Below are 26,069 nucleotides of genomic sequence, written 5' to 3'. Positions count from 1 at the left end.
GTCAACGTGATCGATCGCTCTTAACACGGCCTGGAAGTACAAAAAATGGCCTTAACGTACAATAATTTTCGATATCCAAACTGACCCCTCACAGGCCCAGGATGCGGTGAAAATGACGCCCTCCGGAAGCGAACACATCACCTCAGGTTCCGGAGAGAAGCAAACACATACAGCCGCGCTGCGTACATCGCTGCAGCAGGAGGACAGACTCCTCAGGGCTGAAGAGCAGGGCATAATCGACCAGGGCTCCAGAACCGCTATCCATATCCGGGAACAGGAGGTACAGCGAGACATCCGGGAACTGCGCTAACAACCCGGGCTCTATGGGGATACTTTATGGTATGTGGGAAGGGCCCACTCACCAGTTTCTGATGGTAGCTAATCGGGACCAGTCCGACCGCGCACAGAGGCGTCTGTGGCGTTTTAAGAGGGTATGGCTTTGCAGCTACCGTGTTAAGTTCCCTGGTGTTGCTGAAATAACTGAAGAACATCCCCCTAAGCGTCAGCAGCAAGCTGCCGCCGCTAAGGCCCCGGAAATCACGCCCTTTACGTCGTAAACGCCGTAAAGCCCGCTCACCGGGGTTAAAAGGGATTACTTTAACTTCTTCATTGCTGTAAGTGGGTTAAGGCTAATCAGGGCAGGGGGGAGGGTGGCAAAATTTATAGCCAGGTAACCGGCTACGCCGGGCTTTCGGCGCCATTTGACTCCACAGATACATGCAGCTTCATCTGGCGCCTCCATGCCGCTAACGCGGCATCCGATGCTGTAGTCTTTAATGTCTGCTTTGTGCCAAAAGCGGACGTTGCTACCAAACAGTCTGAGTGATTCAGCAAAGCGTCAGTCGTCATATATTTTCAGGACAAAGATGCACGCGGAACCAGTCAACAACCCTATTTATGACAACGGGTTGATACCAGTGATCATCACCGTGTTCTGCGCCTTCGATAAGGACGTAGTCCGCTTTGTTTCCCGATTCCAAAAGGGCTTTGTAAAGCGTTGCGCTCTGTTTAGGTGATACTAATGTATCCTTACTTCCATGCATTATTAGGAACGGAGGTTTACATCCCTTGAGACGCCCTATGGGGCTTGCATTTATCGCTTTTTCAGGTACAGAACTGATTGAGGCACCTGCAAAATTCTTGAAAGCCACACCATTAATTAGCAGTGACTCCGTGACTGCAGGAGACTGATGCACTTTTTGTCGGAGATCCGGAAAACCGTCACCTATGTTACGCAGATCTGATATTCCGTAAAGCGTAGCGACAGCCTGCACATCAGCGGACTGGCTGAGAAAATCGCCGTGATCGAATGACTTATCGCCATTAGTGGTACCAAGCATCTGCGCCAGCCAGCCTCCAGCAGAATCGCCAATTACACCAATTCGTGAGGGGTCAATGCCATAATCATGGGCATGTTGACGAAGGTATCTTACTGCTGCTTTAGCATCTATCACTGGCGCAGGGAAAGTATCAGGAATTGTCCTGTATTCTGCCGCTGCAACAACAAAGCCAGCCTCCGCTAAAGCCATGCGCATCTCCACAAATTTGTTGTGTTCAGCGGTCATAAACCCTCCCCCAGGAAAATAAATGATACCTGGTTTCAAAATGTTGGTACGAGGAACAAGAAAAGACATATGCAATTGCCTGACAGAACGAGTTTTTTTTACTGTCTCATAAACCACATCACTAATATTATCTATAGGGGTTTTAGTCAAGGCGACTTGGATAATTTTCGCCCCATGAACATAACCAGGAAGATCATGATAATTAGAAGATATTTCATTATTTTCTTTAGAAATCATAAAAAAACACCAGTTTTTAAATATTGTTTCACCAGCCCACCTATAATTCTGAAAGGGTAGGCCATCCTGTCAGATAATTTTCAAGGCCGAATTAATGGTAGCAAAAAAATAAAATTCGCTTTAACACCCATTTGAAATATGTACAGACTAACATTGATGTCAGACATACGTAAAATATAATCCTCTGTAATTACACCATCCCGACCAAGCTTGGTGAAATCGGTTCTGTCTCCGGATGACTACTGTATACATACATATCGAAAGGCTCATCAATTCAAACACTTGTATTATCTACAAATCACAAAAAGTGATATTTATATTCATAGCCAGTTACGCCCTTGGGTTATTGTTATTTTTTTCATATCTCAACCGGTCTTCACGAAAGCGATCAGCATTATCGACAATCCAGGTCCACAGCGGGATCATTCGCACAAGCAACTCCATACCTGTATCGGACAGTTCGTATTCGACTCGTGGCGGGATTTCACTGAAATCATGGCGAATAACCAGTCCGTCGCGCTCAAGCTGTCGTAATGTACGTGTCAGCATGCGCTGAGTCACTCCGTGCATACGCCTGCCAATTTCGGCGTGACGTAGTCTGCCATAAACGCCAAGCGTGTTGACGATACCCAGTGACCATCGACTGCCTGCATGAGCCAGTACCTCCCGCCGCAAGCCATCATCATCGTCTCTCAGACCCTTACAAACAGCCTGCGAATACTGAAGAATTTCGTCCCGATCCATTTCACAGATTCCCGGTATCATACGTGTACCTTCTTTTTTAGCCTGTTATGAATTGCTAGAGTGGCGCAACAATTCATGTAAGGCCAGATTATGAACAAAACTGATCTTAACGCTACGTCTGAGAAAATCCTCGTGCTCGGTGCCGGTGAGCTGGGCCTCCCCGTTCTGCGAAATCTTGCCCTTCGGGCAAAAGATGTGGAGGGAACGAAAATCAGCGTACTGCTGCGCGAAAGTACCGTAACGTCAGATGAACCTGTAAAAAAATTAGTTATCACGGAAATCAGAAACCTCGGTATTAATATAGTCACGGGCGATCTCGTCATGAGTTCTGTCGACGATTTGGCCAGCCTCTTTGCGCAATTTGACACAGTCGTTGGCTGCACGGGGTACGCGGCCGGAATAAATACACCAATGAAACTGGCGCAGGCGGCCCTGCAGGCGCGAATTCCACGCTATTTTCCATGGCAGTTTGGTGCCGATTTTGATGCCATCGGACGTGGCAGTCCACAAGACATCTTCGACGCGCAGATTGACGTGCGTGATTTACTACGCAGCCAGCATGAAACTGAGTGGGTCATCATTTCGACCGGCATCTTCATGAGCTATTTGTTCGAACCAGACTTCGGTGTGGTCGATCTGCAGAACGATACTGTTCACGCACTCGGCAGCATTGACAACACCATGACGCTGACAACACCTGATGATATCGGGGTGCTGACGGCAGCGATCGTATTTACAACTCCTCGCATCCGTAATGAAATTGTGTATATCGCCGGTGATACACTGACCTACGCAGAGGTTGCAGATAAGCTGCAATCAGCGCTTGGCCGCCCTTTCGACTGCACGGTATGGAGCGAAGAATATCTGATAGATAAACTGGCGCTCAACCCACAAGACATGATGTCTAAGTATCGTGCCGTTTTTGCGCAGGGGCGGGGAGTTGCATGGGATAAAAAGCAGACATTCAATGAACGCCATAACATTCGGGTCACCGATGTGGCAGCCTGGATTAATGCAAACCTGACCCCGGGCAGCTCGCTATAAACGTATTTAAGCTGCTGTAATAAATACCAGAGTCTTTCTCCTGCCTATCCGAATACGGTGATGAGAAAGACTCTGTTCCCCCTGTTGGCACTGATAGCAAAGCGGTTATGCTGTGTGCGCTGAAAACCGGCTCTCCGGTAAACCGGGGAATACGGCTGATTTCGCTCTCAGCAGCGCTCCATCATGCCTTGACGGCACAGAAAGACCCACGCTGGCACTGGTACAATACAGCGTTGTGAATGCTTCTCCCGCGAGTGTCGGACAAGTGCTCTGAATTCCTGGAGAGGGCAGTATACGGTCCGTCGTTCCGTCCGGACGATAACGTACAACACGGCTTCCTCCCCATTCGGCATTCCAGATATAGCCCATTGCGTCCACGCAGGAGCCGTCAGGCGCCCCCTTTCCTTCTGTTACAGTGAACACGCGCTGGTTATTCATAGAGGGGTAATCACAGCACATTATACGGCCCTGCATCGAGTCACAGTAATACATCGTGCTGCCGTCCGGACTGAAGCAGATGCTGTTCGGGATGGCCACCTCAGGCAGGGGTAGAGTCTCAATGCTGAGTGTCGCTGCATTTAGCCTGTGAAATCTTCCTATGACTTTCGCGGGGTACCCGTCATCCATGGTCCCGAAGACGAAATTACCCTCACGGTCGCACCGACCATCCCCTGTCCGTGTTCCCGGTCCTCCTGGTGACGCCACTATCGGCATAAAGGTACCTGTATTCAGATCGCAGAAGGCGAATCTGGATGCCAGCCCCATCAGTAAAACGTCAGGATTTTCAGTAAGTGCAAACGAACCGAGGCGCTCCGGCAGGGACCAGCGCATCACAACACTGGTGTCTTCTTCAAGGGCAAGCAGTTCGCTGCCTTCAATGTCAGTCCAGTAAATCCTGCGTGTCCTCTCGCACCAGATTGGGCACTCTCCCAGCAAATTTCTGGCATCAGCAGCCACTGAAAACATGTTATTTCTCCCGCATATAAAAGTTTCGCATCGCCTGACCAAAAACTTACGGCCATCTGCACTATGGCAGAGCGCCGTAAGGAGTAATTCTCACCCTGTCAGGGCAAAAAACGCGCTGAAAGTTTGTCACCAAAAAGCATGATGGCGAGACCTGCCAGCATGACCAGCATGCCCCCCAGTTTGAGCAGCGAAACCGGTCGCCTAACAGCACCCAGCAGACCGAAATGGTCAATCATTTGCGACGAGAGTAATTGCCCAACGATTGCCAGCCCTAGCAGAGCTGAAAAACCGATTTTCGGTGCCAGCACCACGTAGCTGAACAACGCACAGGCACCGATCAGGCCGCCCGCCAGACTCCACGCAGGCTGCGAAGGAATAGCAGCGAAAGAGGTAAATAACCCTCCACGTAGCAGCGAGTAAATCCCGAGGCTCAACGCCCCGGCCGTAAAGGAAAAGAACGCGGCGGTGACCGGATCTCCGCCGAGCCCTTTTGCGAGCTGACTGTTCAGTGTCGTCTGAAGGGTAATACCCAGGCCCGCTGCAAAAGCTATTACGTAATAAATCGCGCTCATGCTGTTATTCCCTGTCAGTTTGCCTGGACCAGCGGCAGGAATTTTTCCGCAAAGATGTCTGGCTCATACCCTGCTGCCGCAAATAGATGCTCGCGTGACTCATCAATGGCGGCGCGAAGGCGCTCACTGTCCACACCCAGCACTTTGCCGTTCTGCTTGACGATGCGCCCGCCGATCATCACGGTATCGATGTTGCTGCGTTCAGCTGCATGTACCACCGTTCCGAATGCATTTCCGTTCGGGTAAAGGTTGAGGTCAGCCGCGTTAATCAGGATCAGATCGGCCTGTTTGCCCGGCGTCAGGCTGCCTACTTTATCCTGCAGACCGGCACAAAATGCACCATCGACCGTTGCCGATTTAAGCAGCTGCGCTGCCGGGATCGTTGTCAAAGAATGATCTGAATCACAGCAGTGCTGCTTATGCATACCCATTACGCGCTGCAGATAAAACGCCACGCGCATTTCCATAAACATGTCGGTGCTGTAAGACGTTTCGTTATCCACGCTCAGACCCGGTGTAATGCCATGACGCTGCGCAGCCTCAATAGCAAACATCCCGCTTTCAATACCGTAGTGCGAATCTGAGCGCGGGCAGACGTTTACCCGCACGCCGGCTTCACGCAGGATTTCCCAGCCCTCATCAGGCAGCGCGGTACAGTGGTTAAAGATATTGTCCGGACCCAACAGGCCCTGCTGATGCAGCGATTCAAGCTCGGAGGCCATCTCAGCACCAAAGAACTCGGTCACGATTGGCAGCCCCAGCCTGCGGGCCTCGGCCCACAATTCCGGCTCCAGCTGGGCCATGACGCCGAGCGTCACAAGACTATCAGGATTATCCCTGAAATATTTTTCCTGCAGACGCTGCCAGTTGCCAGGCCAGTGCGCTTTATCCCATTCGCCTGCTACCGGCGCACCGGACGCATGAATAGCGCGAATACCGGCATCAAGCAGGGCTTCAACGGCGGCGTCTGAATGCGCTGCGGTACGGCTGTTGTGCGAGTTATCGATCATGGTAGTGATACCCGCATCAATCGCGCCCAGCGCCGTCAGCAGGTTGCCAACATAGATATCGGCAGGCCGGTAATATTTCGCGAACGAGAAATGCGTGGCATTGCTGTAGTCGTCCAGACAGGTGGCGTTGGGGTTGATGCGGCGCAGCTGACCTTCCCAGGCGTGACGATGAGAATCGACCATCCCCGGCATGGCAATCATATTTGTGGCATCAATGACTTGAGCACCCTCGGCGTTCAGGTCCTTGCCGATTGCGGTGATGGTTGAACCTGTGACAAGAATATCGCCACGTTCATGGTTACCAACATTCTCATCCATACTCAGTATGGTTGCACCGCGGATCAGGGTTACCGGCGCATTTTCCGTCTGATTATTAACAATATTTCTGATGTAATCGGTCATTTTAAGTGTCTCTTTCAGGTTCAGAATGGAAACAATACGCCTCCTTTTTAAACTGAAAAAGATGACTAACTTGTTTTCATCATTCAGAATTTACGAATAATGAGCATTATCACCGTTACATGCTATTCAGGAGTGCAGTCAGGTGGATCGTATTCAGGCTATGCAGGTTTTTATAAGGGTGGCTGAGGCCGGAAGCTTCGTCCGGGCCGCGGAAACACTTTCCCTGCCTTCTTCTACTGTTACCAGCACCATCAAAAACCTGGAGAAATATCTGCAGGTGCGTCTGCTGAACCGGACCACAAGACGTGTCAGCCTTACTCCGGAAGGTCTGCAGTATCTGGCGCAGTGCCGGGAAATTCTGGCCTTAGTTGAACATACGGAAGCCAGTCTGGCCGATTTGAACAGGCGCCCCCGTGGCCGTTTACGCGTTGATATGCCCGGCGGTATAGCGCACTTCATCGTCATGCCAAACCTGAAAGAGTTCTACAGCCGTTATCCTGACATTTACCTGATGACCGGCGTCAGCGACCGGCAGGTTGACCTGGTTCAGGAGGGTGTAGACTGCGTGATCAGAACCGGAGAGTTACTTAACTCCACGCTTGTAGCTCGTCCGCTCGGAGAATTTCGCTGGATAACCTGCGCCTCTCCCGACTATCTCAGGGAGTACGGTATTCCGCAGTCACCTGAAGATCTGTCTCATCATCGGGCTATTCATTATTTTTCCGGACAAAGCCGGCGTACAGACGAATTGCGTTTTGTAAAGGGAACAGAAACGCTGTCCGTATCCGTCAGTGGGCAGGCAGCCGTCAACGAGACGGGGCTTTATATAAAAATGTGCCTTGAAGGGTTCGGACTGGCGCAGCTTGCTGAAAATGTTGTAGCAGAACACCTGGAGAAAGGAACGTTGGTTGAAGTTCTGGCCGACTGGCAGCCGCCGTCTGTTCCTGTCACGCTACTTTATCCTCATCAACGTTTTCTTTCCCCTGCTGTACGTGCATTTGCAGACTGGATAGGTGAAATATTCAGTTGATACGCCTGTCACAGCTCCCCGTTGCACATTAAAAGTCGCCAGTATTCAGGGCCCCTGAACGAGCGGCAGACTTTGTTTCTGCGGGTAAGATCCTCCCGGAGCAGCGACTTCCCGGAGAAAGGCACTACTCAATAATTCACATCTCCGGTTTATGGAGGATGCCAGCTAAGAGCGCCAGCAATATCCGGGCCCGCTTTCAACTGAAGTGTCTGAGTAAAATACTTTCAAGGATGTGAAAAACGGTCCTGATGCGCTGCGGTACCAGGGTCTGATAGGGCCTGTAAAGATAAAGCTGCCAGGTTTCCAGTTTCAGTTCGGGCAGGACATTGACCAGCCTGCCGTCTTCAAGGTATTCCCTGCAGGCCAGATTACTCGACTGAATGACAGCTTTACCGGCTAACGCAGCCTGGATCTCCGACTGGGAGTCGGTGGTAAAAAACTCCAGATGGCGCGGTACAAAAGTATCAACGCCATCGAGCATATATTCGAATACTTTTCCGGTTTCAGGATTCAGCAGGCCACTGAAAGGGTAGCGCTGGCGCAGATCGTCGAAATTTTTCGGCGCGCCCAGCTTCTCAATGAGCCCGGGTGATGTCATCAGCGCGTGATGAACCAGCGTAATGGGCCTGACGATAAAATTCGGGTTTGGCTCCCGCTCTATACGGATCCCCATGTCAATGCGGTTCTGAACAGTATCCAGCTTCATCATGTCTAACCGCCAGTCTATAAACAGCTCAGGATAAGGATCGAGGGAGGTAAGAAGCTCATATAACACCTGCTCGTGGCCGGGAAACCGGAATAACGTGATCCTCACAACGCCCTTCATGTCATTGTCATCTCGGGCCGTCTGAAAAAGGGCCTCTGAATCTTCAAGTAGCCGCATGGCCTTCGGCAGGAAAAGCTCACCAAAGCTGGTCAGCACAATTGATCGGGTATTCCGCTTAAAAAGTGGCTCGCCGAGCTGATTTTCCAGTTCGGCAATAGTCCGCGTCACCACTGAAGGGGAAATGGCCAGTCTGACTGCTGCTTCACGAAAGTTCATCGTTTCTGCAGCGGCAACAAAAAATTTCAGCGCATCAAGTTTATTCATCATTATTGTGATTTTAGCAATTCTGATTTTCTAAATTAACAATTTTTCAGCAACAAATCCAGCCGTATACTTAACGTCTCAGAATCAGAAATGCTTTAAAAAAGGGTTAGATAATCATGAAAATGAGAAGGTTAGGTAGCCAGGGACTTCATGTCTCGGAAATGGGGCTGGGGTGTATGGGCATGGACCATGGCTACGGCTATTCAGTTGAAATCCGTGAGCGAACAAAGCTGATAGACAAGGCTGTAGAACTGGGCTGCAACCTTTTCGACACTGCCCCCATTTACGGATTTGAAAACGAAGAACTGCTGGGTGTTGCGCTCAGCAAACACAGGGACAACGTTATCATCGCGACCAAATTCGGCGTGACCGGAATGGAAAACATTGATGGACAGCTGGTGCCGGTATTAGACAGCCGTCCGGCGTCTGTCAGAGAGCAACTGGAAGGTTCACTCAGTCGTCTGCAAACCGACCATATCGACCTGTTTTATCAGCATCGTGTCGATCCAAAAGTTGAGCCGGAAGTGGTGGCGGGATTAATGAAAGAGCTAATCGCGGAGGGGAAAATTAAGTACTGGGGCTTATCCAATGCGCCCGTATCTTACATACGCCGGGCTCATGCGATCTGCCCGGTCACCGCGGTCGAAGACCAGTATTCAATGATGTGGCGTAAACCTGAGCAGGATTTGTTCAAAGTCTGCGATGAACTTGATATTGGCTTTATGGCCTACAGCCCGCTGGGTAATGGATTCCTGAGTGGTCAGGTTACCGCTGATACAACTTACGGGGAAGGCGATTACCGGGGCATGATGGGGCGCTTCAAACCTGAAGTAATGGAAAATAACCAGGCGCTACTGGATTTGATTGCTCAAATCGCGGAAAGAAACAACGCAACTTCAGCACAGATTGTTCTTGCCTGGGAGCTGGCTCAGAAGCCTTACATCGTACCGATCCCGGGAACAACGAAATTACACCGGCTCGAAGAGAATTTTCACGCCGCAAACGTTCAGCTCAGTGACGCTGAATTAAATGATATCAATGAAGCTTTATCCCGGCTTGAAATTGACGAAACATTCTTCTGAAAAATAAGAGATCGACATGAAAACAACTGTATTTGTTACCCACCCCAACATTAATCAGTCACGGGTAAACTCAGCCCTGGCAAAAGGTGCAGCATCACTGACCGACGTTGAAGTGCGTTATCTGTATGACCAGTATCCGGATGGCAAAATCGACGTGGCCGCTGAACAGGCTGCACTGGAAAAGACGGATCGTATCGTGCTGCAGTTTCCTATGCAGTGGTACAGCACGCCGCCACTTCTTAAACAGTGGCTTGACGATGTACTGACGTACGGCTGGTCACATGGTGGAGAAACACAGGCGCTGCGCGACAAGCAACTCATGCTGGCCGTTTCGCTTGGTGGTGCAGAGTCTGCCTATCAGCCTGATGGCGCTGCCGGACATACGGTAGGCGAGTACCTGCTGTCTTTTGAAACCATCTCCGGGTATCTGGGTATGAACTACATCAAGCCGTTTATTACAGGCGGAAGCGCGACGATAACTGACGAAGAAATCGCAGCTCAGGTCGAACAATATAAAACGGTATTAGCCTGATTAACTTCGGGCGACCATCAGTGTTTTAACACGCCCTCAAATGTGCCGTTGCCGTTAACGGCACATTTTTTATCAATGGGAAGGAGAAATCCTGTGTCTTTACAGCCAGTTGAACTGAATAAAGCATACCGATTATTGCAGGTCGGCCCTACTACAATGATTTCCGCTAAGCATAATGGTAATGCCAATGTGATGGCCGCCGCATGGGTGAGTCTGGTAGGAATCAATAAAGTCATGGCGTATATCAGTCCGCAGGCTTACACCCGTCGATTGGTGGAAGAAAGTGGTCTGTTTGCCGTACAGATACCTGTAGTCAGCCAGATGGAAACCGTTTTGTACACAGGTGAACACAGCTACCGTGACAGGCCTGACAAGAATCATAAAATACCGATGTTCTACCTGAAAGAATTCGATGTTCCGCTGGTAGAGGGCTGTGCTGGCTGGCTTGTATGTGATGTGATACCTAACGCGGCATATGAGCTGGAACATAATCTGTTTATGGGAGAAATTGCCGGCGCGTGGAGTGACGATCGGGTTTTTCGCAATGGGCACTGGATATTTGATGAAGCACCTGACGAATTACGAACCATACATTATGTCGCCGGGGGACAGTTTTATGCCATCGGCAAAGGAACCCGGTTTGACCATGGTCCGGGCAAAGACTAATACGCAAGTACTGCTTGTACTGATACAGTAAAATGCAGGGACCGGTTGTTAAAATGCCTTCCTGTTCCCTCATGGCCAGCAGGCGATGTCGCCTCTGAGCCAGCAGGGGACGCCGCTTTTCGGCGCCCGCACCCTGCATTCTTATATGCTCCTGTTAGCCCGTAGCACTCATCAATGAACAATGGCATGTCACAGGGAAGGATCAGTGTCTTTAATCAGAAAGTGACAGTTTTGTTCTACCCACCGGTTGAGTTCATTCGCTGCCTGAGGGACGTTCCCAGTTCCGCGAGTGCATATTCGACTTTGGGCGGTACTTCACGAAAGACAGTGCGCGTAACAAGATTCCTGCTTTCAAGTTCCTTTAGAACGTTTCTCCGGCACCTCAGATAAAATAGACGGGTTTGCAGCGGCTGCCGGCTCAATACTTTTTTCGAGGATCAGTATGTTGTCAAGTCACTACAGGAGCAGTTTGCGGCCTATGCGGACATTTTCCCGGCACAGCACAGCTATCGCTCAGTATGCGGTCTGGCTGGCGCTGGCTGAAAAAGGAATTGGTGCCAATCTGCAGCATTATAATCCTCTGATCGATGAAGATATTCGCACTGAGTGGAATGTTCCTCCATCATTGAAACTCCGCGCGCACATGAATTTCGGTGCTATCCTTTCACCCGCCAGTGAAAAAGCCTTTATGGGTGATGAAAAGCGATTCATCGTTGCCAAACAGTCCTGAGGCTTGCTTATTATATTATTACTGACAGCGATCGCCCTGAGTTTCAGGGCGATCGCTGAATGTTACGCTCGCCCTGAACGGCCTTTTCACCGAAAAATCCGCTCATCGGGATAGTACAGATGGCTCCGGTACTATTAAGACGCTTCAGAACCTCAATGGAAAGCATCCGCTTTAGAAGTTCAGCTGGTACCCTCCTGTGTAAGCCCATTCAGCCCGGCTGCTGTAAAGGTTCCAGGTGTACATCTCGTCCGGCAGCCATTCCGGTGCAGGCTCCTGCAACTGAGATTGCTGTGGTCATCAGTAATGGTACGGTCCAGCCTCCGGACAACTCCTGTACTTTTCCCAGCAATAGCGGTCCCATCGCCGCCATCAGATAACCGATACTCTGCGCCATGCCTGACAGCGCGGCAGCATCACCAGCGTTTGTAGTGCGCAACCCGATGAAGGTCAGACCCAGCATCATGCTGGCACCCGAGCCGAAGCCGAGGAGTGCAGCCCACAGCATCGCCAGATTTGGCAAATAAAGGATGCCAATAAAGGATACTGCGGTTAAAAGGCTGACACCAGCAGCGGCTAATTTCTGATCGTTAAGACGACGCAGCGTGGCTGCCAGAATTAAGCCGGGAATAGCGGTGGTGAGCTGAAGGATGCCATGTACCTCACCAGCCTGAGCTGAGGATAGCCCACTGCCTGTCAGAATGACTGGCAGCCAGCCGACCGCAACATAAAAGGGCATCGCATTCAAGCCCATAAACATGGTGACCTGCCACGCCAGAGACGAGCGCCAGACCGCAACGGTCGCTGCTTTTTTCTCACCTGCTACTGGCAATTGATGCTTTTTCTTCAACTGCGGCAACCATAAAAGCATCGCAAAGAGCGGTGCAATAACCAACATGGCTAACGCGATGTTCCAGCCCCAGCTCTGCGTCAGAGGAATGACAATGGTAGAGCCGATGGCGCCAGCGGTGCCCATGGTGATGGAATATGCTCCCGTCACGGAAGCCACGTTTCCGGAAAAGTCACGTTTAATCAGGCCAGGCAGCAGGACATTGCCCAGGGCAATCCCGATACCAATTAATACTGTTCCGCCATAAAGCGCCCAGACGCTGCCTGTTGAGCGAAGCACAATCCCCGCTGAAATCACGACCAGGGCACCAAAAAGGGTGCGTTCCAGGCCATACTTGCGGGAAATCGATGCGCTCAGTGGAGAAAAGGCGGCAAAGGCCAGTAAAGGCAGCGAGTTAAGCAACCCAACGGCTGTGATACTCAGCCCAAAATCATGGCGAATGGACTCTAAAACGGGTGCGATAGCGGTAAAAGGAACACGCAGGTTAATGGCAATAAAAAGAATGCCGATCACAAGTATGATTGAAGACCACTTGTTCGTCGTGTGGGACATAAGTTTTGCTTTCTCTGAAAAAAAGAAAGACTTTAAAGGACGCATGAGTTACAGAATATAGATAATCTGACAACATATAGCTAAATCATGCCAGTTAATAAAAAACCGGTGACCTCACCGGAAGAGTTTAATGCCGATGATTTCAGTCAGGCCGCTATCGCCCTGCATGTATCATCGTCAGGCGAGTATGCCGGGCAGCGTCCGCACGCTCATCGCAAGGGGCAACTTATTCTCTCTATGCGCGGTGCAGTGCGCTGTGAGGTTGACGATGCGCTGTGGCTTGTTCCACCGGGGCATGCCGTCTGGGTTCCGGGAGAGATCCCGCACCGTTGCCGGATCACGAAGAATGCAGATACGTGCTTTTTATTCATCGAGCCCGGCGCAGCAGCGATGCCGGAAATTTGCTGTACCATAGCGGTTACACCTCTGGTCCGCGAGCTTGTTCTGTATCTTGCAGAGCAGGAACATACTTATTCTCCTGACAGTAAAACCGCCAGGCTTGCAGCGGTGCTGCTGGAGCATATTCCGGATGTGCCGGTCGAAGCACTCCATCTTCCTGTATCAGATCATCCTAAAATCAGGATTATGGCTGAGGCACTCTTTAATGAGCCAGATGACCGGCGAACGTTAAAGCAATGGGCTGCTCATCTGGCCATCAGCGAGCGATCTCTGGCCAGGCTGATAAAAGAGGCGACTGGAATGAGCTTTGGCCGCTGGCGTCAGCAGCTGCATTTGATGATTGCACTAAGCCATCTGTCTGAAGGTCAGCCCGTGCAGCGCGTAGCCGGAACTCTAGGGTATGATTCGGTAAGTGCGTTTATTACGATGTTCAGAAAAGCGCTGGGTAAATCACCGACGCAATATTTCTCTTCCCTGGATTAGTGCACAAGCACAGAAGTCGAATTTATCTAAATAACACCAGCGTCCGCTTTTCGCTCATAGCAGACTGCGCTCACTTACTGCAGCGAGCGTTATTTTGAGTTTAGTGCCAGCCTGGTACAGTCAGGTTGACAGTACTTGTTTCAGGCCTTCATCATTAAAAACGATTCCGGTCTTCAGGACGCCATAACACCAGTGCACCAGTTTCCGCATCAGCGCACCAATGGCCACCATTTTAGGTTTACCCCGCAGGCACATCTCGTCGTAAATATTACGCATCCGCTTATTGTAGATTTTTCCGCACAGCGCAGACATGTAAAGCTTCGCTCTCAACTGAGGCGGACCGATTTTCGACATCCGGGGCCGGCTCCGAACCGATGTGCCTGAACGTTTCTCGATCGGCACCACACCCAGAAATGCGGCAGCCTGCTCAGCTGATGAAAAGTCATGGCTGCGAAGCACGACCAGCATATGCATTCCCAGCTGGGGGCCAACAGATTTAATTGAGGTCAGAAGTGTATAATCACGCCTCAGTGCAGGGCTGGCTTTGATATGCGCTTTAATCTGCCGCTCGATATTGCTTACCTCCTCGCGCAGCAGCTGCGCCATATGCATGCAGGAACTGATAATATCTGCAGGTGTGTCTGTGGACAGGTATTTTTCCAGCCTGTTCTCCTCACGCAGGGCATCACCCAGCAGAACATCCCGCCGTCGCAGGAGTGCACCGAGATATCTGATTTCGGGTGCCGGCGGCTCCCAGCGGTGAGGGTTCTTAAGGAATGCGTAGCAGGCCAGCATATACGCATCCACCTTATCCGTTTTTGTCATTATTCCCATGCCGCGTGCAAACTCTCTGCTACGGTGAGGGTTGGCCAGAGAGACATAGAAACCAGCATCATGTAACTCAGTAGCCAGCCGTTCGTGATAAACCCCGGTAGCCTCCATCACCACATGAACATCTTCCGGACCGCAGTGCTGGAGCCTGAGCCAGCGAAGAATATTTTCAACTGAATGTCTGTTATTTTGGATGTTACGGGTTTTTATGCGTCCTTTGATACCGTCATAAAGCATGCAAAGATCCAGGGTGTTTTTACTCACGTCAATGCCGAATGGAAACATGGTTAAACTCCTCTCACATAAACCGTCACGCCTGTTCGCCTTGTACATACGGAGTCGAGCTCCCGGTAACCGTTCAACCTGATGTGCTGGCGTGAAAGGTGAAGCGGAGGGCCATATGCTGCTAAACAAGGTTCAGCGGTGCAGACTTTTCTGACCTTAAGGGAAGGGGGCGGCTCACTCTGCTTCAGTGGTGGTAGCTAATCACCACAAACTGTTAGATACAAGGGCAGGGGGGAGGGTGGCAGAATTTATAGCCAGGTAACCGGCTACGCCGGGCTTTCGGCGCCATTTGACTCCACAGATACATGCAGCTTCATCTGGCGCCTCCATGCCGCTAACGCGGCATCCGATGCTGTAGTCTTTAATGTCTGCTTTGTGCCAAATGCGGACATTGCTGTTAATGGTTTGGCCCTCAACTGTTGAGCAACACCATGACATTCGCTTTGTGTGTTAATGTGTGGCGATTTAGTGACGCTTTTGGCGTGGTACCGTAATGTCTCAAATGAATCTCCACATTCTGAATGCGCAGAAGAAACTCACCGCTCACTGTGAATGGCTTCAAATAAACCTGACTGATACCTACGAACAAGCCAAAAGGTTAATGCCGATTCATTCACTGGATGTGGTGGTTAAAGCTGGGAAGTTTGTCATCCCGGAAAAAGGGCATCTTGGTTTTTGCCCTGAAGCTGGCGTTATCTATATAACTGTTGATCCTGAAAATTCTGCATTTTGCAAAAATGATGCGCACTCTATTGAACGAATGTTTGTGCATGAACTGCACCATGCAGTTAGGTGGACAGGGCCGGGATATGGCTCAACGTTGGGAGAGGTGTTAGTCTCAGAAGGGCTTGCCGGGCATTTTTCTATTGAGCTTTTTGGTGGTGAACCTGAGCCTTGGGAAAGCCTCCAATCCGATACTATTCAGCCCTACTATCCACAAATGCTTGAAAACTGGCATCGCACTGATTACGACCATAATGCCTGGTTTTTCGGAACAGGAGATTTGCCCAGGTGGCTAGGATATACCGCAGGATTCAACCTGATCTCGAGGTATCTCGCATCATCCCCAAACTTGAAAGCTTCAATGCTGGCGAACATTAATGCTGAGGAGTTAAAGGATTTTATATAAAGTTCAGATTCCTCATTTCTCTAAAGCCATTATTCTACTCATAAGCGGAAGCTGAATGTCAGCTATTCGCTCATAGCGGACTACACTCACTTACTGCTGTGAGCGTTACTTTGAGTTTAATGCCAGCCTGGTACAGTCAGATTGACAGTACTTGTTTCAGGCCTTCGTCATTAAAAACGATCCCGGTCTTCAGGACGCCATAACACCAGTGCACCAGTTTCCGCATCAGCGCGCCAATGGCCACCATTTTAGGTTTACCCCGCAGGCACATCTCGTCGTAATATTACGCTTCGCTTATTGTAGATTTTTCCGCACAGTGCAGACATGTAAAGCTTCGCTCTCAACTGAGGTGGATCGATTTTCGACATCCGGGCCGGCTACGAACCGATGTGCCTGAGCGTTTCTCGATCGGCACCACGCCCAGAAATGCGGCAGCCTGTTCTGCTGATGCAAAGTCATGACTGCGAAGCACGACCAGCATATGCATCCCCAGCTGGGGACCAACAGATTTAATTGAGGTCAGCAGTGTATTATCACGCCTCAGTGCAGGGCTGGCTTTGATATGCGCTTTAATCTGCCGCTCGATATTACTTATCTCCTCGCGCAGCTGCTGCGCCATATGCATGCAGGAACTAATAATCTCTGCAGGTGTGTCTGTGGACAGGTATTTTTCTAGTCTGTTCGCCTCACGAAGTTCATCACCCAGCAGAACGTCCCGCCGTAGCAGGCGCGCACCGAGATATCTGATTTCGTGGGCCGGCGGCTCCCAGCGGGGAGGGTTGCCCAGAGAAACATAAAAACCAGCATCGTGTAACCCTGGTAACCTCGATTTTAGTACAGGGTACTAAAAAGATTGATTTTAGTACGTGGTACCAGTATTATTGGCACCAGAAAGCTAAAGGAGCCAGAGGGATGAACTATCTGGAGTTTGTTGAAACCAGCGCTTTCAGTGGACTGCGTAAGGAGCTCATGGATGATGATGAATTCCGCGAACTGCAGACCTATTTACTGGAAGCCCATGATCGGGGTGACACAATCAGTCATACCGGTGGATGCAGGAAGATTCGCTGGGGGCGCCCGGGGATGGGTAAGCGAGGTGGGGTCAGGGTGATTTACTACGTTCGTCTTGCCAGCGGCAGACTGTATCTGCTGCTGATATACCCGAAGAATGCGAAAGATGATCTCAGCGAGAAAGAAAAAGCCGTTATGAAGGCATTAACACAGCAGCTGAAGTAATGGCGCCACTCAAATGGTGGCAGGCCTCTCCATAACGAGGAAAAATTTATGGAAAAGAAACTTTTTGATGCCCTGATCAGCAGCATGGAGGAAATGGTGGCCATTGAAAATGGCCAGATCCAGCCCGCTGCAGAACAGGTTCACCGCCATACACTGCCGGATGTGAAAGCCATTCGTAAACATGCCGGCATGAAACAGGCTGAATTTGCAGAAGTGGTGGGTGCCAGCGTTGACCTTGTCCGCAGCTGGGAACAGCAACGGCGTATTCCGTCGGGTATAGCGCTGAAAATGCTCTGCCTCATCGAGCGTGAGCCTGCACTGATTGATACGTTGCGTGGTATTCACGTCTGAAAAAACAGGCCCTGTCAGCGCGACAGGGCCTGTCTTTATTTCTCAGAGATAAACTGTCCAGAAAATGGCGATGGCAGTAAAGAAAATCGCCATTTTAACGATGCTCTGGTTTTCCTTTCCTCCGCAGAAATCATCGCGTGGAGTGCTTCTTTTTTGTCCTGTATGGTTAAACCGTCAGGCAGCTCAGGCCACCTTTTCTGCAACTGCATGGCTTCCAGTTTCTTCAGTGAAAACTGATTATAAACCCCATACGCCCACACCAGTAATGCCAGTCCCGATGGCGTAAGTTTAATGAATAAATCAAAAATATCAGCTACTTGCATCATCTGATTTCCTTTGTCTTCGTCAGGCAGTACAGGACTCTATCATAGAGGGATTCTGACGACGAACAACCATCCTTACCGTGGTGCATAACCCTCTTCCGCCAGTGCTTTCATGAGCTGATTGATACCATCCATCATCAGGTATGCCTTGTGAGTTCAATGGGTCGATGCAACGCTATCCTTAATCAAGGGGGACGTTGCAATGAAACGAAGAACTCGCATTAACTACACTCCAGAGCAGAAGGCAATTAGCGGACATAACATTAAGTAGTCAAAAGCTGTAACCATGCCTCAAGCCTGTCGTTTTAACCTCTTCCATTGCTCTATAGTCAGAGTGAACATCAGGTTAGCCGGGGGGTCCTCCGGATTGTCCACCCTTTGGGTAAACAGCAAACCTGCTTTTTCAAGAACGCGGCGGGAGGCGATATGATTTTCGCGTGTCACTCCGACAATTTCAGGCAGTTTTAGCTCGTCAAATCCATATATCAAAGCTCGACAGGAAAGTTCAGTTGCATAACCTTTCCCCCATGATTCTGGTTCAAACCGGTAGCCCAGATTATTCGTTTGTCGGCCATTGAAATGGCTGACAAATACGCCTCCAAATCCAATGATTCGTTCTGGAGCCGTCTTTTCAGAGACAGCCCAGTCGTCAAACCCGTATAGCTCACGATCTGCAGTTCGCTGCAGGATAACACTGCGACTTTGCTCGATGTCCCGGTGTGGCCCACGTGGGTTAAACGCGTGCGTTCTTTCGTCACCATATATGCGAAACAGCGCTTCCACGTCGGACATAATTACTGGTCTGTAAAGTAGTCTTTCTGACTCCCAGTACATAAACTCCTATTTTCCATGTAAAATTTAGTTGGACGGAGCCTGGAGTTTAAAATATATTGTTTTTGTTAAGGCTTGACTCGGTTTATTGGTTTCATAACGCCATTGTGCCATTGCCGCAATGACTGCAGAGTCGAAGAGGTGTTGAGGTTCTGATTTTAGGATCCAAACCTTTGATATCTTCCCGTCAGCACCTAGGTTGTATCTAACCGTCACATATCCTTCAATCCTGTTAGCCAGTGCGTAATACGGATATGCAGGGGTTGGCGAATATAGCAGCTTTGGATGCGGGTTTTTAGCGGGGCTGGAACACCCCAGAAGCATACCGCACAGGAAGATCGTACTGATAAATCCCGTTTTCATGACAACACCAATATCGTGAATGATAATTAATATTATCAAGGTACAGCCTTCACATGTAGATGAGAACACCTATTAATGGTAGACATCGACGTCCTTCATCCAATGAGTAGCTTCTGTAGTGCTTGGTCTTACAGCTGAAGCACGCCGTGCTCTTATGATTCTGAGTAGGCCATAAGACTCTTGTAAGTCGGTACAATGCTACCGTCATCAGCTTCAAATTCGGGGATGCTGCACGCTGTTATCAGGTTTGATAGCCCGTAGCCACTTGTAGAGGCTGTGTGCAGAGACGCCCAGACAGTCAGATACTTCGGCGACGGTATAACCGCGTTCCGTTATTTGACGGACGGCTTCTTCCTTAAATTCAGGGGTAAATCGTGGTGTGCCCATACTCTCCTCCTATGCTCAAACTATAGGGCAGATTTGTCTACGGGCTCGGAGGCACTCCAAACTATAGGGCAGGATCGTCTACCAGAGCGGGGTCAGTCCATTAAGCGAAGGGAGCGGCTCACTCTGCTGTAGTGGTGGTAGCTAATCACCACAAACTGTTAGATACAAGCTACCGTGTTAAGTTCCCTGGTGTTGCTGAAATAACTGAAGAACATCCCCCTAAGCGTCAGCAGCAAGTTGCCGCCGCTAAGGCCCCGGAAATCACGCCCTTTACGTCGTAAACGCCGTAAAGCCCGCTCACCGGGGTTAAAAGGGATTACTTTAACTTCTTCATTGCTGTAAGCGGGTTAAGGCTAATCAGGGCAGGGGGGAGGGTGGCAGAATTTATAGCCAGGTAACCGGCTACGCCGGGCTTTCGGCGCCATTTGACTCCACAGATACATGCAGCTTCATCTGGCGCCTCCATGCCGCTAACGCGGCATCCGATGCTGTAGTCTTTAATGTCTGCTTTGTGCCAGGAGCGGACATTACTGACACAAACACAACCAGCAAATGGATTACTGGGCAGCCGGGGGCGACATTTCCGGGAGACAATCAACTGGAAACATTTTAATGTGAAAGTTTATGCAGGTCACAGCGTATGTATTACCATATGCCATTGGAAGAATGATGCATGCTACCTTTGAGTGTGGAATAACCAGAAGCCTATTGCGCCGGAGGATGTCTTGCCATGTTGACCGATCTCAGCAGAGATGAAAGTAAAAGACTTGCGGCAATCGACTTGTTGAAAAATCCTGACAAGGGCCGGGATGATGCGTTAAAAAAATATACTCATCTAATATGCCAATTGCTGAACATGCCGATGGGCTTTGTTTCTGTTATCGATGAAGAAAAGCAATACATCAAATCAGCCCAAAATGTTGCCGTCACGGAAATCAGCCTGAGCGAGGCATTTTGCGTACAGACCCAGGAACAGAGTAAGACATTCATTTGTCATGACACTCATCAGCACCCTACCTTTCGTGACTATCACGCGGTGAAAGAGGCTCCATTCATTCGCTTTTATGCAGGCTGCCCACTTAAAACCCAGGATGGAGTACCCATAGGTACCTTGTGTATCCTCGATACTCAGCCCAGGGAACTTTCAGACGAGCAGCTCGATCTTTTTGAAAAGATTGCAGGACTTATATCGGATTTTCTGGCCTCGTGGCACTCCGTCGGCTACCTCGATATAGTCACGCTATTACCAAACCGGCAGCGACTGCTGAAGGATATAGAGGTTTCAACTGAAGGCGCATTCAGGCTCGTCATTATTGATTGTATTGATATGCCATTAGCCTACGAAATGGCTCGCTCCCTCGGTATGACAGCCGTAGAAAATCTACTTCGTAATATGGTCGCAGAGCTGCAGATCCGCCTGCCTTTAGAAGGGCCGCTCTACGCCGTGGCAGTTGGACGATTTGCCTTTTTTACCCATAAGGAAAAAATTCGGACATTAGAAGATATCTCTCAAAGCCTTCAGGGGATCCAGGCCAGGTTTACCCCTGAAGTTCCCCTTGATCTGGATATTCACATGGGTGACTCCGGGCTTTGCGATAAATCCCTGACATCGAATGAAATACTGCGCCGTGCAGTCAGCGCATTGCATGAAGGGATAAGTCAGGGGCGCCGGTTTACAGTTTATGATGACGCACTGGATAGCCGTAAGAAGACTGATTTCAGCCTTCTTACTGAAGTTAGGCAAGCGCTACAAGAAAACCAGGGCTTATATCTGGTTTATCAGCCGAAAATCTCACTGGTGACAGGGCGTGTGACGGGAGCCGAAGCTTTGCTTAGATGGCAACATCCTAAAAACGGCGAAGTGTTGCCGGGTGTGTTTATTCCTCTGGTCGAAAAGACCAGCCTGATGCGTGAACTCACAGCATGGGTTATCGATCACACGATTGTGCAACTGAGTGCCTGGCAAAGCCGTGGAGTTTCTTTACCTGTGTCGATTAATCTGGCTGCCAGTGATTTTTCAAGACCAGATTTCTGCGATGAGCTGGAACAGAAAATGCTGGACGCGCGTCTGGATCCCGCCCTGCTGGGGGTGGAGTGTCTGGAAACCGAGAAGATGCTGGAAAGCCCCGCTGCACTTATCGGCCTGGACATGCTCAAACAACGCGGATTTAAAATATCTCTGGATGATTTTGGTTCCGGATACAGCAACATTAATTACCTGCGACAAATCCCGATGGACATCATCAAGCTTGACCGCTCTATTGTGAGTAAGGTTGCTGGCGACAATGCCAGCCGCATCATTGTTCGCAACGTTATCACACTCCTCAAGCAGCTCGACTATATCGTTCTGGCCGAAGGAGTCGAGGACGCCAGGACCGTTGATATTTTAAGAAGGCTGGGCTGCGATGAAGTTCAGGGCTATTTTTTTGCCAAACCGATGACCCCTGATGCTTTTGAAACCTGGTATCACGGCAGAGACGAAGCCTTAAAGTGAACGAGTATTAAGTAAATACGTATGGTCGCCTGCCCGTAATATACAAATAAGAAGGGAACTGGTCATCCTGACCTGCTCTCCATTGATTATCAGAGGCCGATGCTCGTCCTGCATCCGGGTAATCATGACATATTCTCGCTTCCGCTTCTCGCTCATAGCAGACTGCGCTCACTTACTGCAGCGAGCGTTATTTTGAGTTTAGTGCCAGCCTGGTACAGTCAGGTTGACAGTACTTGTTTCAGGCCTTCATCATTAAAAACGATTCCGGCCTTAAGGGAAGGGGGGGCGGTGAGGCAGAACCTGTCAAAACAGCAGCCGGCTGCGCCGGGCGACGGCGCCATTTGCACGCAGTACTCCATTCAACTGCTGCAGGCGCCTCCATGCCGCTGACGCGGCATTATCTATACTTTAAGTCTGGCCAGAGGTGGTGTGTATGTGTGGACGTTTTTCCCAGGCGATGACCCGCGAAGATTACCTGTCACTGATTGCCAATGAAGCTGATCGGAATATTGCTTATGATCCGGCACCAATCGGTCGCTACAACGTCGCCCCAGGAACCAAGGTGTTACTGCTGAGCGAACGTGATGAACAGCTGCACCTCGATCCGGTTCACTGGGGGTATGCGCCTGGGTGGTGGGATAAAGCGCCGTTGATTAATGCCAAGGTGGAAACAGCCGCATCGAGCAGAATGTTTAAACCGTTATGGCAGCATGGCCGGGCGCTTTGTTTTGCTGACGGCTGGTTCGAGTGGAAGAAGGAAGGAGATAAAAAACAACCCTACTTCCTACACTGCAAAGATGGCCAGCCAATATTTATGACCGCGATCGGCAGTATACCCTTTGAGCGCGGTGACGAAGACTTACATCTTATATCGATGCTGATAAAGCCAAAGCACTGAATAATTCAGTACTTAGTTTGTTTAAATAAATATTTATGTTTAGTGTAAAGCGGAGGTTATCACCGCTTTTGAAAGTAAGGTAGACCTTTTAACATATAGAGGTAAATAAAAAATAACCATATGAAAAAATAATTTGTCAGAAATAAAAGGATGTAATAAATAAATAGAAAGTACTCATTGCCAGCAATAACTCTTTTGGTGCGATAAATACTATCCGACATATTTTCCACACCTACATAAGTTAAATAATATGCCCCTGTCGTTAAAAGGAGCAGACCAGGCAGAAGTTTAAACCATTGCTTCAAATCTAGTTTGATGGTTTTTATATCAAACTTGTTCCAGCAAATCATATACATTAACATGACGAAAAGTGGTGCGGTTTTAGTATATGCGGAAGCTATAGTGCTCACTGTTAAATATTGTTCTGAAAAGTCCCTTTGATATCCATTGGCGATATCAAAAAGATATGAAATTATATATGAGTCTTCATTCCTGAAATAAATAAAAAAAATTAATATTATGGGGACTATTCCTAATGATAATGATATTAAAGTATATTTAAATAGCCCCTTACCTTGCATATCCTTTCCTGTAGTTTCTATGACTGATACTTAATCATAACTTTTCTGGAACAGAGCGCAACCCATAACAGCCCAGGAAAACATCCGCAGCCCCGAGACGGACATCTCAATTTAGCTACTACAGTGCATGTCAAAGCTAAGTTCAGATGTCCGCATGTCAGCAAAGTAGAAATGTCCTAAAACGTTATGAAGACAGATATTGTCTTCAAGCCAGCAGATCCGATTTATGTTATTGTGAATGCTCAAATTACCTTAAAAGGTGTGATTGTTGAATATGCGAATGTTGACTGTTGTTGATTATGATGAGATGTGGCCTACATTATTTGAGAACGAACGTTATCTATTGCAGATGGCGCTTGGTAAAGTGATATCCCAGATTCACCATATTGGTAGCACCTCTGTGCCAGGACTATCAGCTAAACCAGTGATAGATATATTAATCGAAGTTACTAATCTTGAGGAACTGGACAGACTGAATCAGGCAATGGAGCGTGCCGGATATACTGTGCGTGGTGAAAATGGCATTTCAAATCGTAGGTACTTCACAAAAGGTGGAGATCAGCGCAGTCATCACATTCATGCTTTTACCACTGGGGATGCTCAAATAATAAAACATCTGGCATTTCGTGATTATCTGATTAAAAACAATGATATAGCAAATCAGTACGCTTTAATGAAAAAAAACGCGGTGCTTTTATGTGAAAATGATACCCACCGATACAGCATTTATAAAGCAGATTTCATTCGAAAACATCTTCGTATGGCGCTTATTGATGCGGGGCATCTGAGCTAACCCTTAAATAAACTACAGCCCATGTCTTTTTCTATATCATGCCCTATGTTTTTTGAGTATTAGAACCGAATATTTCATCGGAACGACTCTGTAAAACTTTCAAAGCTTCCAGCATATCGTCGCCGTTCAGTGATCGCTGGGATTTCTTATCAGTTGGTTTCCTGCGCCGCCGTGAAGGCCCATCGCCAGCAGGTATTGCCTGAGAACGGTTATTGTCGCGTTTGTCCTGAACCAGTTTGATATATTCCAGTGTACGTCCGAGCCGCTTGTTGTCCACGATAGCTCCCTGGTCGATTTCCGACAGGCGATCATAAGTGGAGTAGGGAAGAGCTACGCCGTTAAGCCTGAGTTCTTTTAGGCCATCCGGATAGTGCCAGACCTCTATATATTTCCCGATTGCTTTGCGACTTATTTCACTGTCTTCAATAAGATAGAGCACTTTGTCATACTGAACCGTCAGAGATTTCGAAACGCGGCGCGGTTCCCGCCATGTGAAAAAGGCAGCCAGATCATCATTATGTTCAAGTGGCCGATGCACATCAAAGTCATGTCGGGGAGCTTTGGCAAAGCGCCGGTTATAATCATCCATAAACTCATCAGCATACTCATTGGCTGCGTCAACAGAAGAAATTCCCCTAAGCCGGAGTTCTTTTACCAGTCGGTCCTGAAGCGTCAAATGAGCGCGTTCCACGCGGCCTTTGGCAGAGCTGGTATTCGTGCAGATAGTCTGGATATTCAGTTCATGCATCGCACGCCCAAACTGGGTAAAGCCATCGCCACCAGTGGCATTTTTGTTGTTTATTCTGAATACACTGGCTTTGTCGCTGTATAACGCCAGCGGTTTACCATGTTTTTCCAGGTAGCCTCGTGTGGCCTCAAAATAGGTGAATGTTGATTCCGATTTTACAAAGCGGAGCTGCATCAGTCGGCTCGTTGCATCATCAACGTAAACCAGCACGGTACAGGCTGGAGCACGGTTCTCGAACCAATGGTGGTCACAGCCATCTATCTGTATCAGTTCGCCACAACAGGCCCGGCGATAGCGTGGCTGCTGAATTTTTGGCGCACGTTGCTTACGAGGGACCCAGAGACCGGCTTTAACCATGAGCGACCGGACAGTCTCTTTGGACAGGTAGACATCGTGCAGTTCTGCAAGCTTTTCACACGCCAGAGTCGGCCCAAAGTCTGTATAGCGCTCACGTATAATACTGAGTGCATACCGGGCAAGACCATCAGGCAAATGATTATTGCTGGGTTTCCCGCGACGACGATTAGCCATACCAAGTGGGCCAGATTCACGGTAACGCGACAGAAGGCGTCTGCACTGGCGATCCGAGATGCCCAGTCGCTGAGCTGCCATTTGAGTTGTCAGACGGCGATCAACAACATCCTGAATGATTTTGAGTCGGTTAACTTCATCCAATGTAAAAAACTCCGCTGCATGAGCCGTCATGGTGATCTTCTTGTTGATTATACATGACGGACATCTTAACTTAGCCCAAGGCGGACATTACAACTTTGCTACTACAGTGCAACTACGCTTAATGCGTTTTATGTTAAATCTTGTCCACCATCCCTTTAGTTCATAACCACCTGCAGACCACGATCAATCATAC

The 26,069-nt window shown here is 49.2% G+C and carries 26 protein-coding genes and 3 pseudogenes; 13 read left to right on the top strand and 16 right to left on the bottom strand.

Annotated features, from left to right (window positions below):
- Positions 1-845: 845 nt before the first annotated feature.
- Positions 846-1,802 (bottom strand): alpha/beta hydrolase, encoded by a 957-nt coding sequence (locus GRPL_RS00410; protein ID WP_012539955.1) that lies wholly within the window; start codon positions 1,800-1,802, stop codon positions 846-848.
- 330 nt (positions 1,803-2,132) lie between these two features.
- A complete protein-coding gene (locus tag GRPL_RS0126150; RefSeq protein ID WP_012539944.1) occupies positions 2,133-2,567 on the bottom strand; it encodes a winged helix-turn-helix transcriptional regulator in 435 nt (144 codons plus the stop codon).
- A 69-nt stretch (positions 2,568-2,636) separates the two neighbouring features.
- Between GRPL_RS0126150 and GRPL_RS00415 the strand changes: the two genes are divergently transcribed.
- Complete coding sequence (locus GRPL_RS00415) at positions 2,637-3,590, top strand: aromatic alcohol reductase (protein WP_012540026.1); 954 nt, start codon at positions 2,637-2,639, stop codon at positions 3,588-3,590.
- 105 nt (positions 3,591-3,695) lie between these two features.
- On the opposite strand, the gene GRPL_RS00420 is transcribed toward GRPL_RS00415, so the two are convergent.
- From GRPL_RS00420 to GRPL_RS00430, 3 genes are all read right to left on the bottom strand, one after another.
- Positions 3,696-4,556, bottom strand: coding sequence for an SMP-30/gluconolactonase/LRE family protein (locus GRPL_RS00420; protein WP_012540029.1), 861 nt, complete (start codon positions 4,554-4,556; stop codon positions 3,696-3,698).
- Between the two features lie 98 nt (positions 4,557-4,654).
- Entirely contained in the window at positions 4,655-5,128 is a 474-nt protein-coding gene (locus GRPL_RS00425) for a DMT family transporter (RefSeq protein ID WP_032700795.1), read from the bottom strand.
- A 14-nt stretch (positions 5,129-5,142) separates the two neighbouring features.
- Positions 5,143-6,540 (bottom strand): amidohydrolase family protein, encoded by a 1,398-nt coding sequence (locus GRPL_RS00430; protein WP_032700794.1) that lies wholly within the window; start codon positions 6,538-6,540, stop codon positions 5,143-5,145.
- A 142-nt stretch (positions 6,541-6,682) separates the two neighbouring features.
- Here GRPL_RS00430 and GRPL_RS00435 point away from each other — a divergent pair, with 142 nt between their 5' ends.
- The gene (locus tag GRPL_RS00435) at positions 6,683-7,570 is read left to right on the top strand and encodes a LysR family transcriptional regulator (protein ID WP_032700793.1); all 888 of its coding nucleotides are present in this window, start codon (positions 6,683-6,685) and stop codon (positions 7,568-7,570) included.
- Between the two features lie 196 nt (positions 7,571-7,766).
- Here GRPL_RS00435 and GRPL_RS00440 read toward each other — a convergent pair whose 3' ends face one another.
- Entirely contained in the window at positions 7,767-8,660 is an 894-nt protein-coding gene (locus GRPL_RS00440) for a LysR family transcriptional regulator (RefSeq protein WP_032700859.1), read from the bottom strand.
- Between the two features lie 116 nt (positions 8,661-8,776).
- Here GRPL_RS00440 and GRPL_RS00445 point away from each other — a divergent pair, with 116 nt between their 5' ends.
- The 3 genes from GRPL_RS00445 (at position 8,777) to GRPL_RS27960 (ending at position 10,940) form a co-directional block, all read left to right on the top strand.
- On the top strand, positions 8,777-9,742 hold the full coding sequence (locus tag GRPL_RS00445) for an aldo/keto reductase (protein WP_032700792.1): 966 nt from the start codon (positions 8,777-8,779) through the stop codon (positions 9,740-9,742).
- Positions 9,743-9,758: 16 nt separating this feature from the next.
- Positions 9,759-10,274, top strand: coding sequence for an NAD(P)H-dependent oxidoreductase (locus GRPL_RS27965; RefSeq protein WP_012540014.1), 516 nt, complete (start codon positions 9,759-9,761; stop codon positions 10,272-10,274).
- Between the two features lie 93 nt (positions 10,275-10,367).
- Entirely contained in the window at positions 10,368-10,940 is a 573-nt protein-coding gene (locus GRPL_RS27960; RefSeq protein ID WP_032700791.1) for a flavin reductase family protein, read from the top strand.
- A 236-nt stretch (positions 10,941-11,176) separates the two neighbouring features.
- Here the strand turns inward: GRPL_RS27960 and GRPL_RS27365 are convergent, their stop codons facing one another.
- Positions 11,177-11,362 carry a winged helix-turn-helix transcriptional regulator gene (locus GRPL_RS27365; protein WP_071822081.1) on the bottom strand — a complete coding sequence of 62 codons (186 nt, stop codon included), beginning with the start codon at positions 11,360-11,362 and terminating at the stop codon, positions 11,177-11,179.
- On the opposite strand from GRPL_RS27365, the gene GRPL_RS0126145 reads away from it, so the two are divergent.
- Positions 11,332-11,670 carry a nitroreductase family protein gene (locus GRPL_RS0126145; protein ID WP_323092569.1) on the top strand — a complete coding sequence of 113 codons (339 nt, stop codon included), beginning with the start codon at positions 11,332-11,334 and terminating at the stop codon, positions 11,668-11,670. The genes GRPL_RS27365 and GRPL_RS0126145 overlap by 31 nt on opposite strands.
- A gap of 208 nt (positions 11,671-11,878) precedes the next feature.
- On the opposite strand, the gene GRPL_RS00460 is transcribed toward GRPL_RS0126145, so the two are convergent.
- Positions 11,879-13,069, bottom strand: a complete 1,191-nt coding sequence (locus GRPL_RS00460; protein ID WP_032700790.1) for a CynX/NimT family MFS transporter — start codon at positions 13,067-13,069, stop codon at positions 11,879-11,881.
- Positions 13,070-13,156: 87 nt separating this feature from the next.
- Here GRPL_RS00460 and GRPL_RS00465 point away from each other — a divergent pair, with 87 nt between their 5' ends.
- Positions 13,157-13,951, top strand: coding sequence for an AraC family transcriptional regulator (locus tag GRPL_RS00465; protein WP_012540031.1), 795 nt, complete (start codon positions 13,157-13,159; stop codon positions 13,949-13,951).
- A gap of 120 nt (positions 13,952-14,071) precedes the next feature.
- Here the strand turns inward: GRPL_RS00465 and GRPL_RS00470 are convergent, their stop codons facing one another.
- Positions 14,072-15,067 (bottom strand): IS110 family RNA-guided transposase, encoded by a 996-nt coding sequence (locus GRPL_RS00470; protein ID WP_032700789.1) that lies wholly within the window; start codon positions 15,065-15,067, stop codon positions 14,072-14,074.
- A gap of 493 nt (positions 15,068-15,560) precedes the next feature.
- Here GRPL_RS00470 and GRPL_RS00475 point away from each other — a divergent pair, with 493 nt between their 5' ends.
- The gene (locus GRPL_RS00475) at positions 15,561-16,196 is read left to right on the top strand and encodes a DUF2268 domain-containing putative Zn-dependent protease (RefSeq protein ID WP_012540037.1); all 636 of its coding nucleotides are present in this window, start codon (positions 15,561-15,563) and stop codon (positions 16,194-16,196) included.
- Between the two features lie 136 nt (positions 16,197-16,332).
- On the opposite strand, the pseudogene GRPL_RS28530 reads toward GRPL_RS00475, so the two are convergent.
- Positions 16,333-16,992, bottom strand: a pseudogene (locus GRPL_RS28530) (transposase); the annotation flags it as partial.
- Positions 16,993-17,108: 116 nt separating this feature from the next.
- On the opposite strand from GRPL_RS28530, the gene GRPL_RS00480 reads away from it, so the two are divergent.
- Both GRPL_RS00480 and nadS read left to right on the top strand, forming a co-directional pair.
- Positions 17,109-17,432 (top strand): type II toxin-antitoxin system RelE/ParE family toxin, encoded by a 324-nt coding sequence (locus GRPL_RS00480; protein ID WP_012539985.1) that lies wholly within the window; start codon positions 17,109-17,111, stop codon positions 17,430-17,432.
- A gap of 48 nt (positions 17,433-17,480) precedes the next feature.
- Positions 17,481-17,783 (top strand): NadS family protein, encoded by a 303-nt coding sequence (nadS, locus tag GRPL_RS00485; protein ID WP_012540018.1) that lies wholly within the window; start codon positions 17,481-17,483, stop codon positions 17,781-17,783.
- Positions 17,784-17,818: 35 nt separating this feature from the next.
- On the opposite strand, the gene GRPL_RS00490 is transcribed toward nadS, so the two are convergent.
- The 5 genes and pseudogenes from GRPL_RS00490 to GRPL_RS27355 all read right to left on the bottom strand — a co-directional run.
- Positions 17,819-18,109 carry a hypothetical protein gene (locus GRPL_RS00490; RefSeq protein WP_012540036.1) on the bottom strand — a complete coding sequence of 97 codons (291 nt, stop codon included), beginning with the start codon at positions 18,107-18,109 and terminating at the stop codon, positions 17,819-17,821.
- A 72-nt stretch (positions 18,110-18,181) separates the two neighbouring features.
- On the bottom strand, positions 18,182-18,247 hold the full coding sequence (locus GRPL_RS28630) for a hypothetical protein (protein WP_422119904.1): 66 nt from the start codon (positions 18,245-18,247) through the stop codon (positions 18,182-18,184).
- 150 nt (positions 18,248-18,397) lie between these two features.
- Positions 18,398-18,940, bottom strand: coding sequence for a GNAT family N-acetyltransferase (locus GRPL_RS00495; protein WP_012539969.1), 543 nt, complete (start codon positions 18,938-18,940; stop codon positions 18,398-18,400).
- Positions 18,941-18,964: 24 nt separating this feature from the next.
- Entirely contained in the window at positions 18,965-19,261 is a 297-nt protein-coding gene (locus tag GRPL_RS0126135) for a TonB family protein (RefSeq protein ID WP_224275728.1), read from the bottom strand.
- Between the two features lie 267 nt (positions 19,262-19,528).
- Positions 19,529-19,687, bottom strand: a pseudogene (locus tag GRPL_RS27355) (transposase); the annotation flags it as partial.
- Between the two features lie 730 nt (positions 19,688-20,417).
- Here GRPL_RS27355 and GRPL_RS00500 point away from each other — a divergent pair.
- From GRPL_RS00500 to GRPL_RS00515, 3 genes and pseudogenes are all read left to right on the top strand, one after another.
- Positions 20,418-22,181, top strand: a complete 1,764-nt coding sequence (locus tag GRPL_RS00500; RefSeq protein ID WP_032700788.1) for a sensor domain-containing phosphodiesterase — start codon at positions 20,418-20,420, stop codon at positions 22,179-22,181.
- 433 nt (positions 22,182-22,614) lie between these two features.
- Positions 22,615-23,037: pseudogene (locus GRPL_RS00505) on the top strand (SOS response-associated peptidase family protein); the annotation flags it as partial.
- Between the two features lie 897 nt (positions 23,038-23,934).
- Positions 23,935-24,453 (top strand): GrpB family protein, encoded by a 519-nt coding sequence (locus GRPL_RS00515; RefSeq protein ID WP_032700784.1) that lies wholly within the window; start codon positions 23,935-23,937, stop codon positions 24,451-24,453.
- 43 nt (positions 24,454-24,496) lie between these two features.
- On the opposite strand, the gene GRPL_RS00520 is transcribed toward GRPL_RS00515, so the two are convergent.
- Positions 24,497-25,906 carry an ISNCY family transposase gene (locus GRPL_RS00520; protein ID WP_032700783.1) on the bottom strand — a complete coding sequence of 470 codons (1,410 nt, stop codon included), beginning with the start codon at positions 25,904-25,906 and terminating at the stop codon, positions 24,497-24,499.
- Positions 25,907-26,069: the final 163 nt, after the last annotated feature.

The organism is Klebsiella planticola ATCC 33531, from assembly GCF_000735435.1.
In the GTDB taxonomy this organism is placed as follows: Bacteria; Pseudomonadota; Gammaproteobacteria; order Enterobacterales; family Enterobacteriaceae; genus Klebsiella; species Klebsiella planticola.
Note: the sequence above shows the minus strand (reverse complement) of the source record. Positions and strands in the feature narration are given on the sequence as shown.

What these genes read in the sequence shown, in the direction of transcription:
- GRPL_RS00500 (WP_032700788.1), top strand. Translation starts at nt 20,418, where the DNA reads ATGTTGACCGATCTCAGCAGAGATGAAAGTAAAAGACTTGCGGCAATC.
- GRPL_RS27965 (WP_012540014.1), top strand. Translation starts at nt 9,759, where the DNA reads ATGAAAACAACTGTATTTGTTACCCACCCCAACATTAATCAGTCACGG.
- GRPL_RS00465 (WP_012540031.1), top strand. Translation starts at nt 13,157, where the DNA reads ATGCCAGTTAATAAAAAACCGGTGACCTCACCGGAAGAGTTTAATGCC.
- GRPL_RS00490 (WP_012540036.1), bottom strand. Translation starts at nt 18,109, where the DNA reads ATGATGCAAGTAGCTGATATTTTTGATTTATTCATTAAACTTACGCCA.
- GRPL_RS00425 (WP_032700795.1), bottom strand. Translation starts at nt 5,128, where the DNA reads ATGAGCGCGATTTATTACGTAATAGCTTTTGCAGCGGGCCTGGGTATT.
- GRPL_RS00410 (WP_012539955.1), bottom strand. Translation starts at nt 1,802, where the DNA reads ATGATTTCTAAAGAAAATAATGAAATATCTTCTAATTATCATGATCTT.
- GRPL_RS00460 (WP_032700790.1), bottom strand. Translation starts at nt 13,069, where the DNA reads ATGTCCCACACGACGAACAAGTGGTCTTCAATCATACTTGTGATCGGC.
- GRPL_RS00430 (WP_032700794.1), bottom strand. Translation starts at nt 6,540, where the DNA reads ATGACCGATTACATCAGAAATATTGTTAATAATCAGACGGAAAATGCG.
- GRPL_RS00445 (WP_032700792.1), top strand. Translation starts at nt 8,777, where the DNA reads ATGAAAATGAGAAGGTTAGGTAGCCAGGGACTTCATGTCTCGGAAATG.
- GRPL_RS00440 (WP_032700859.1), bottom strand. Translation starts at nt 8,660, where the DNA reads ATGAATAAACTTGATGCGCTGAAATTTTTTGTTGCCGCTGCAGAAACG.
- GRPL_RS00480 (WP_012539985.1), top strand. Translation starts at nt 17,109, where the DNA reads ATGAACTATCTGGAGTTTGTTGAAACCAGCGCTTTCAGTGGACTGCGT.
- GRPL_RS00520 (WP_032700783.1), bottom strand. Translation starts at nt 25,906, where the DNA reads ATGACGGCTCATGCAGCGGAGTTTTTTACATTGGATGAAGTTAACCGA.
- GRPL_RS00495 (WP_012539969.1), bottom strand. Translation starts at nt 18,940, where the DNA reads ATGTACTGGGAGTCAGAAAGACTACTTTACAGACCAGTAATTATGTCC.
- GRPL_RS00415 (WP_012540026.1), top strand. Translation starts at nt 2,637, where the DNA reads ATGAACAAAACTGATCTTAACGCTACGTCTGAGAAAATCCTCGTGCTC.
- GRPL_RS0126135 (WP_224275728.1), bottom strand. Translation starts at nt 19,261, where the DNA reads ATGCTTCTGGGGTGTTCCAGCCCCGCTAAAAACCCGCATCCAAAGCTG.
- nadS (WP_012540018.1), top strand. Translation starts at nt 17,481, where the DNA reads ATGGAAAAGAAACTTTTTGATGCCCTGATCAGCAGCATGGAGGAAATG.
- GRPL_RS0126150 (WP_012539944.1), bottom strand. Translation starts at nt 2,567, where the DNA reads ATGATACCGGGAATCTGTGAAATGGATCGGGACGAAATTCTTCAGTAT.
- GRPL_RS00420 (WP_012540029.1), bottom strand. Translation starts at nt 4,556, where the DNA reads ATGTTTTCAGTGGCTGCTGATGCCAGAAATTTGCTGGGAGAGTGCCCA.
- GRPL_RS00475 (WP_012540037.1), top strand. Translation starts at nt 15,561, where the DNA reads ATGTCTCAAATGAATCTCCACATTCTGAATGCGCAGAAGAAACTCACC.
- GRPL_RS00470 (WP_032700789.1), bottom strand. Translation starts at nt 15,067, where the DNA reads ATGTTTCCATTCGGCATTGACGTGAGTAAAAACACCCTGGATCTTTGC.
- GRPL_RS00515 (WP_032700784.1), top strand. Translation starts at nt 23,935, where the DNA reads ATGCGAATGTTGACTGTTGTTGATTATGATGAGATGTGGCCTACATTA.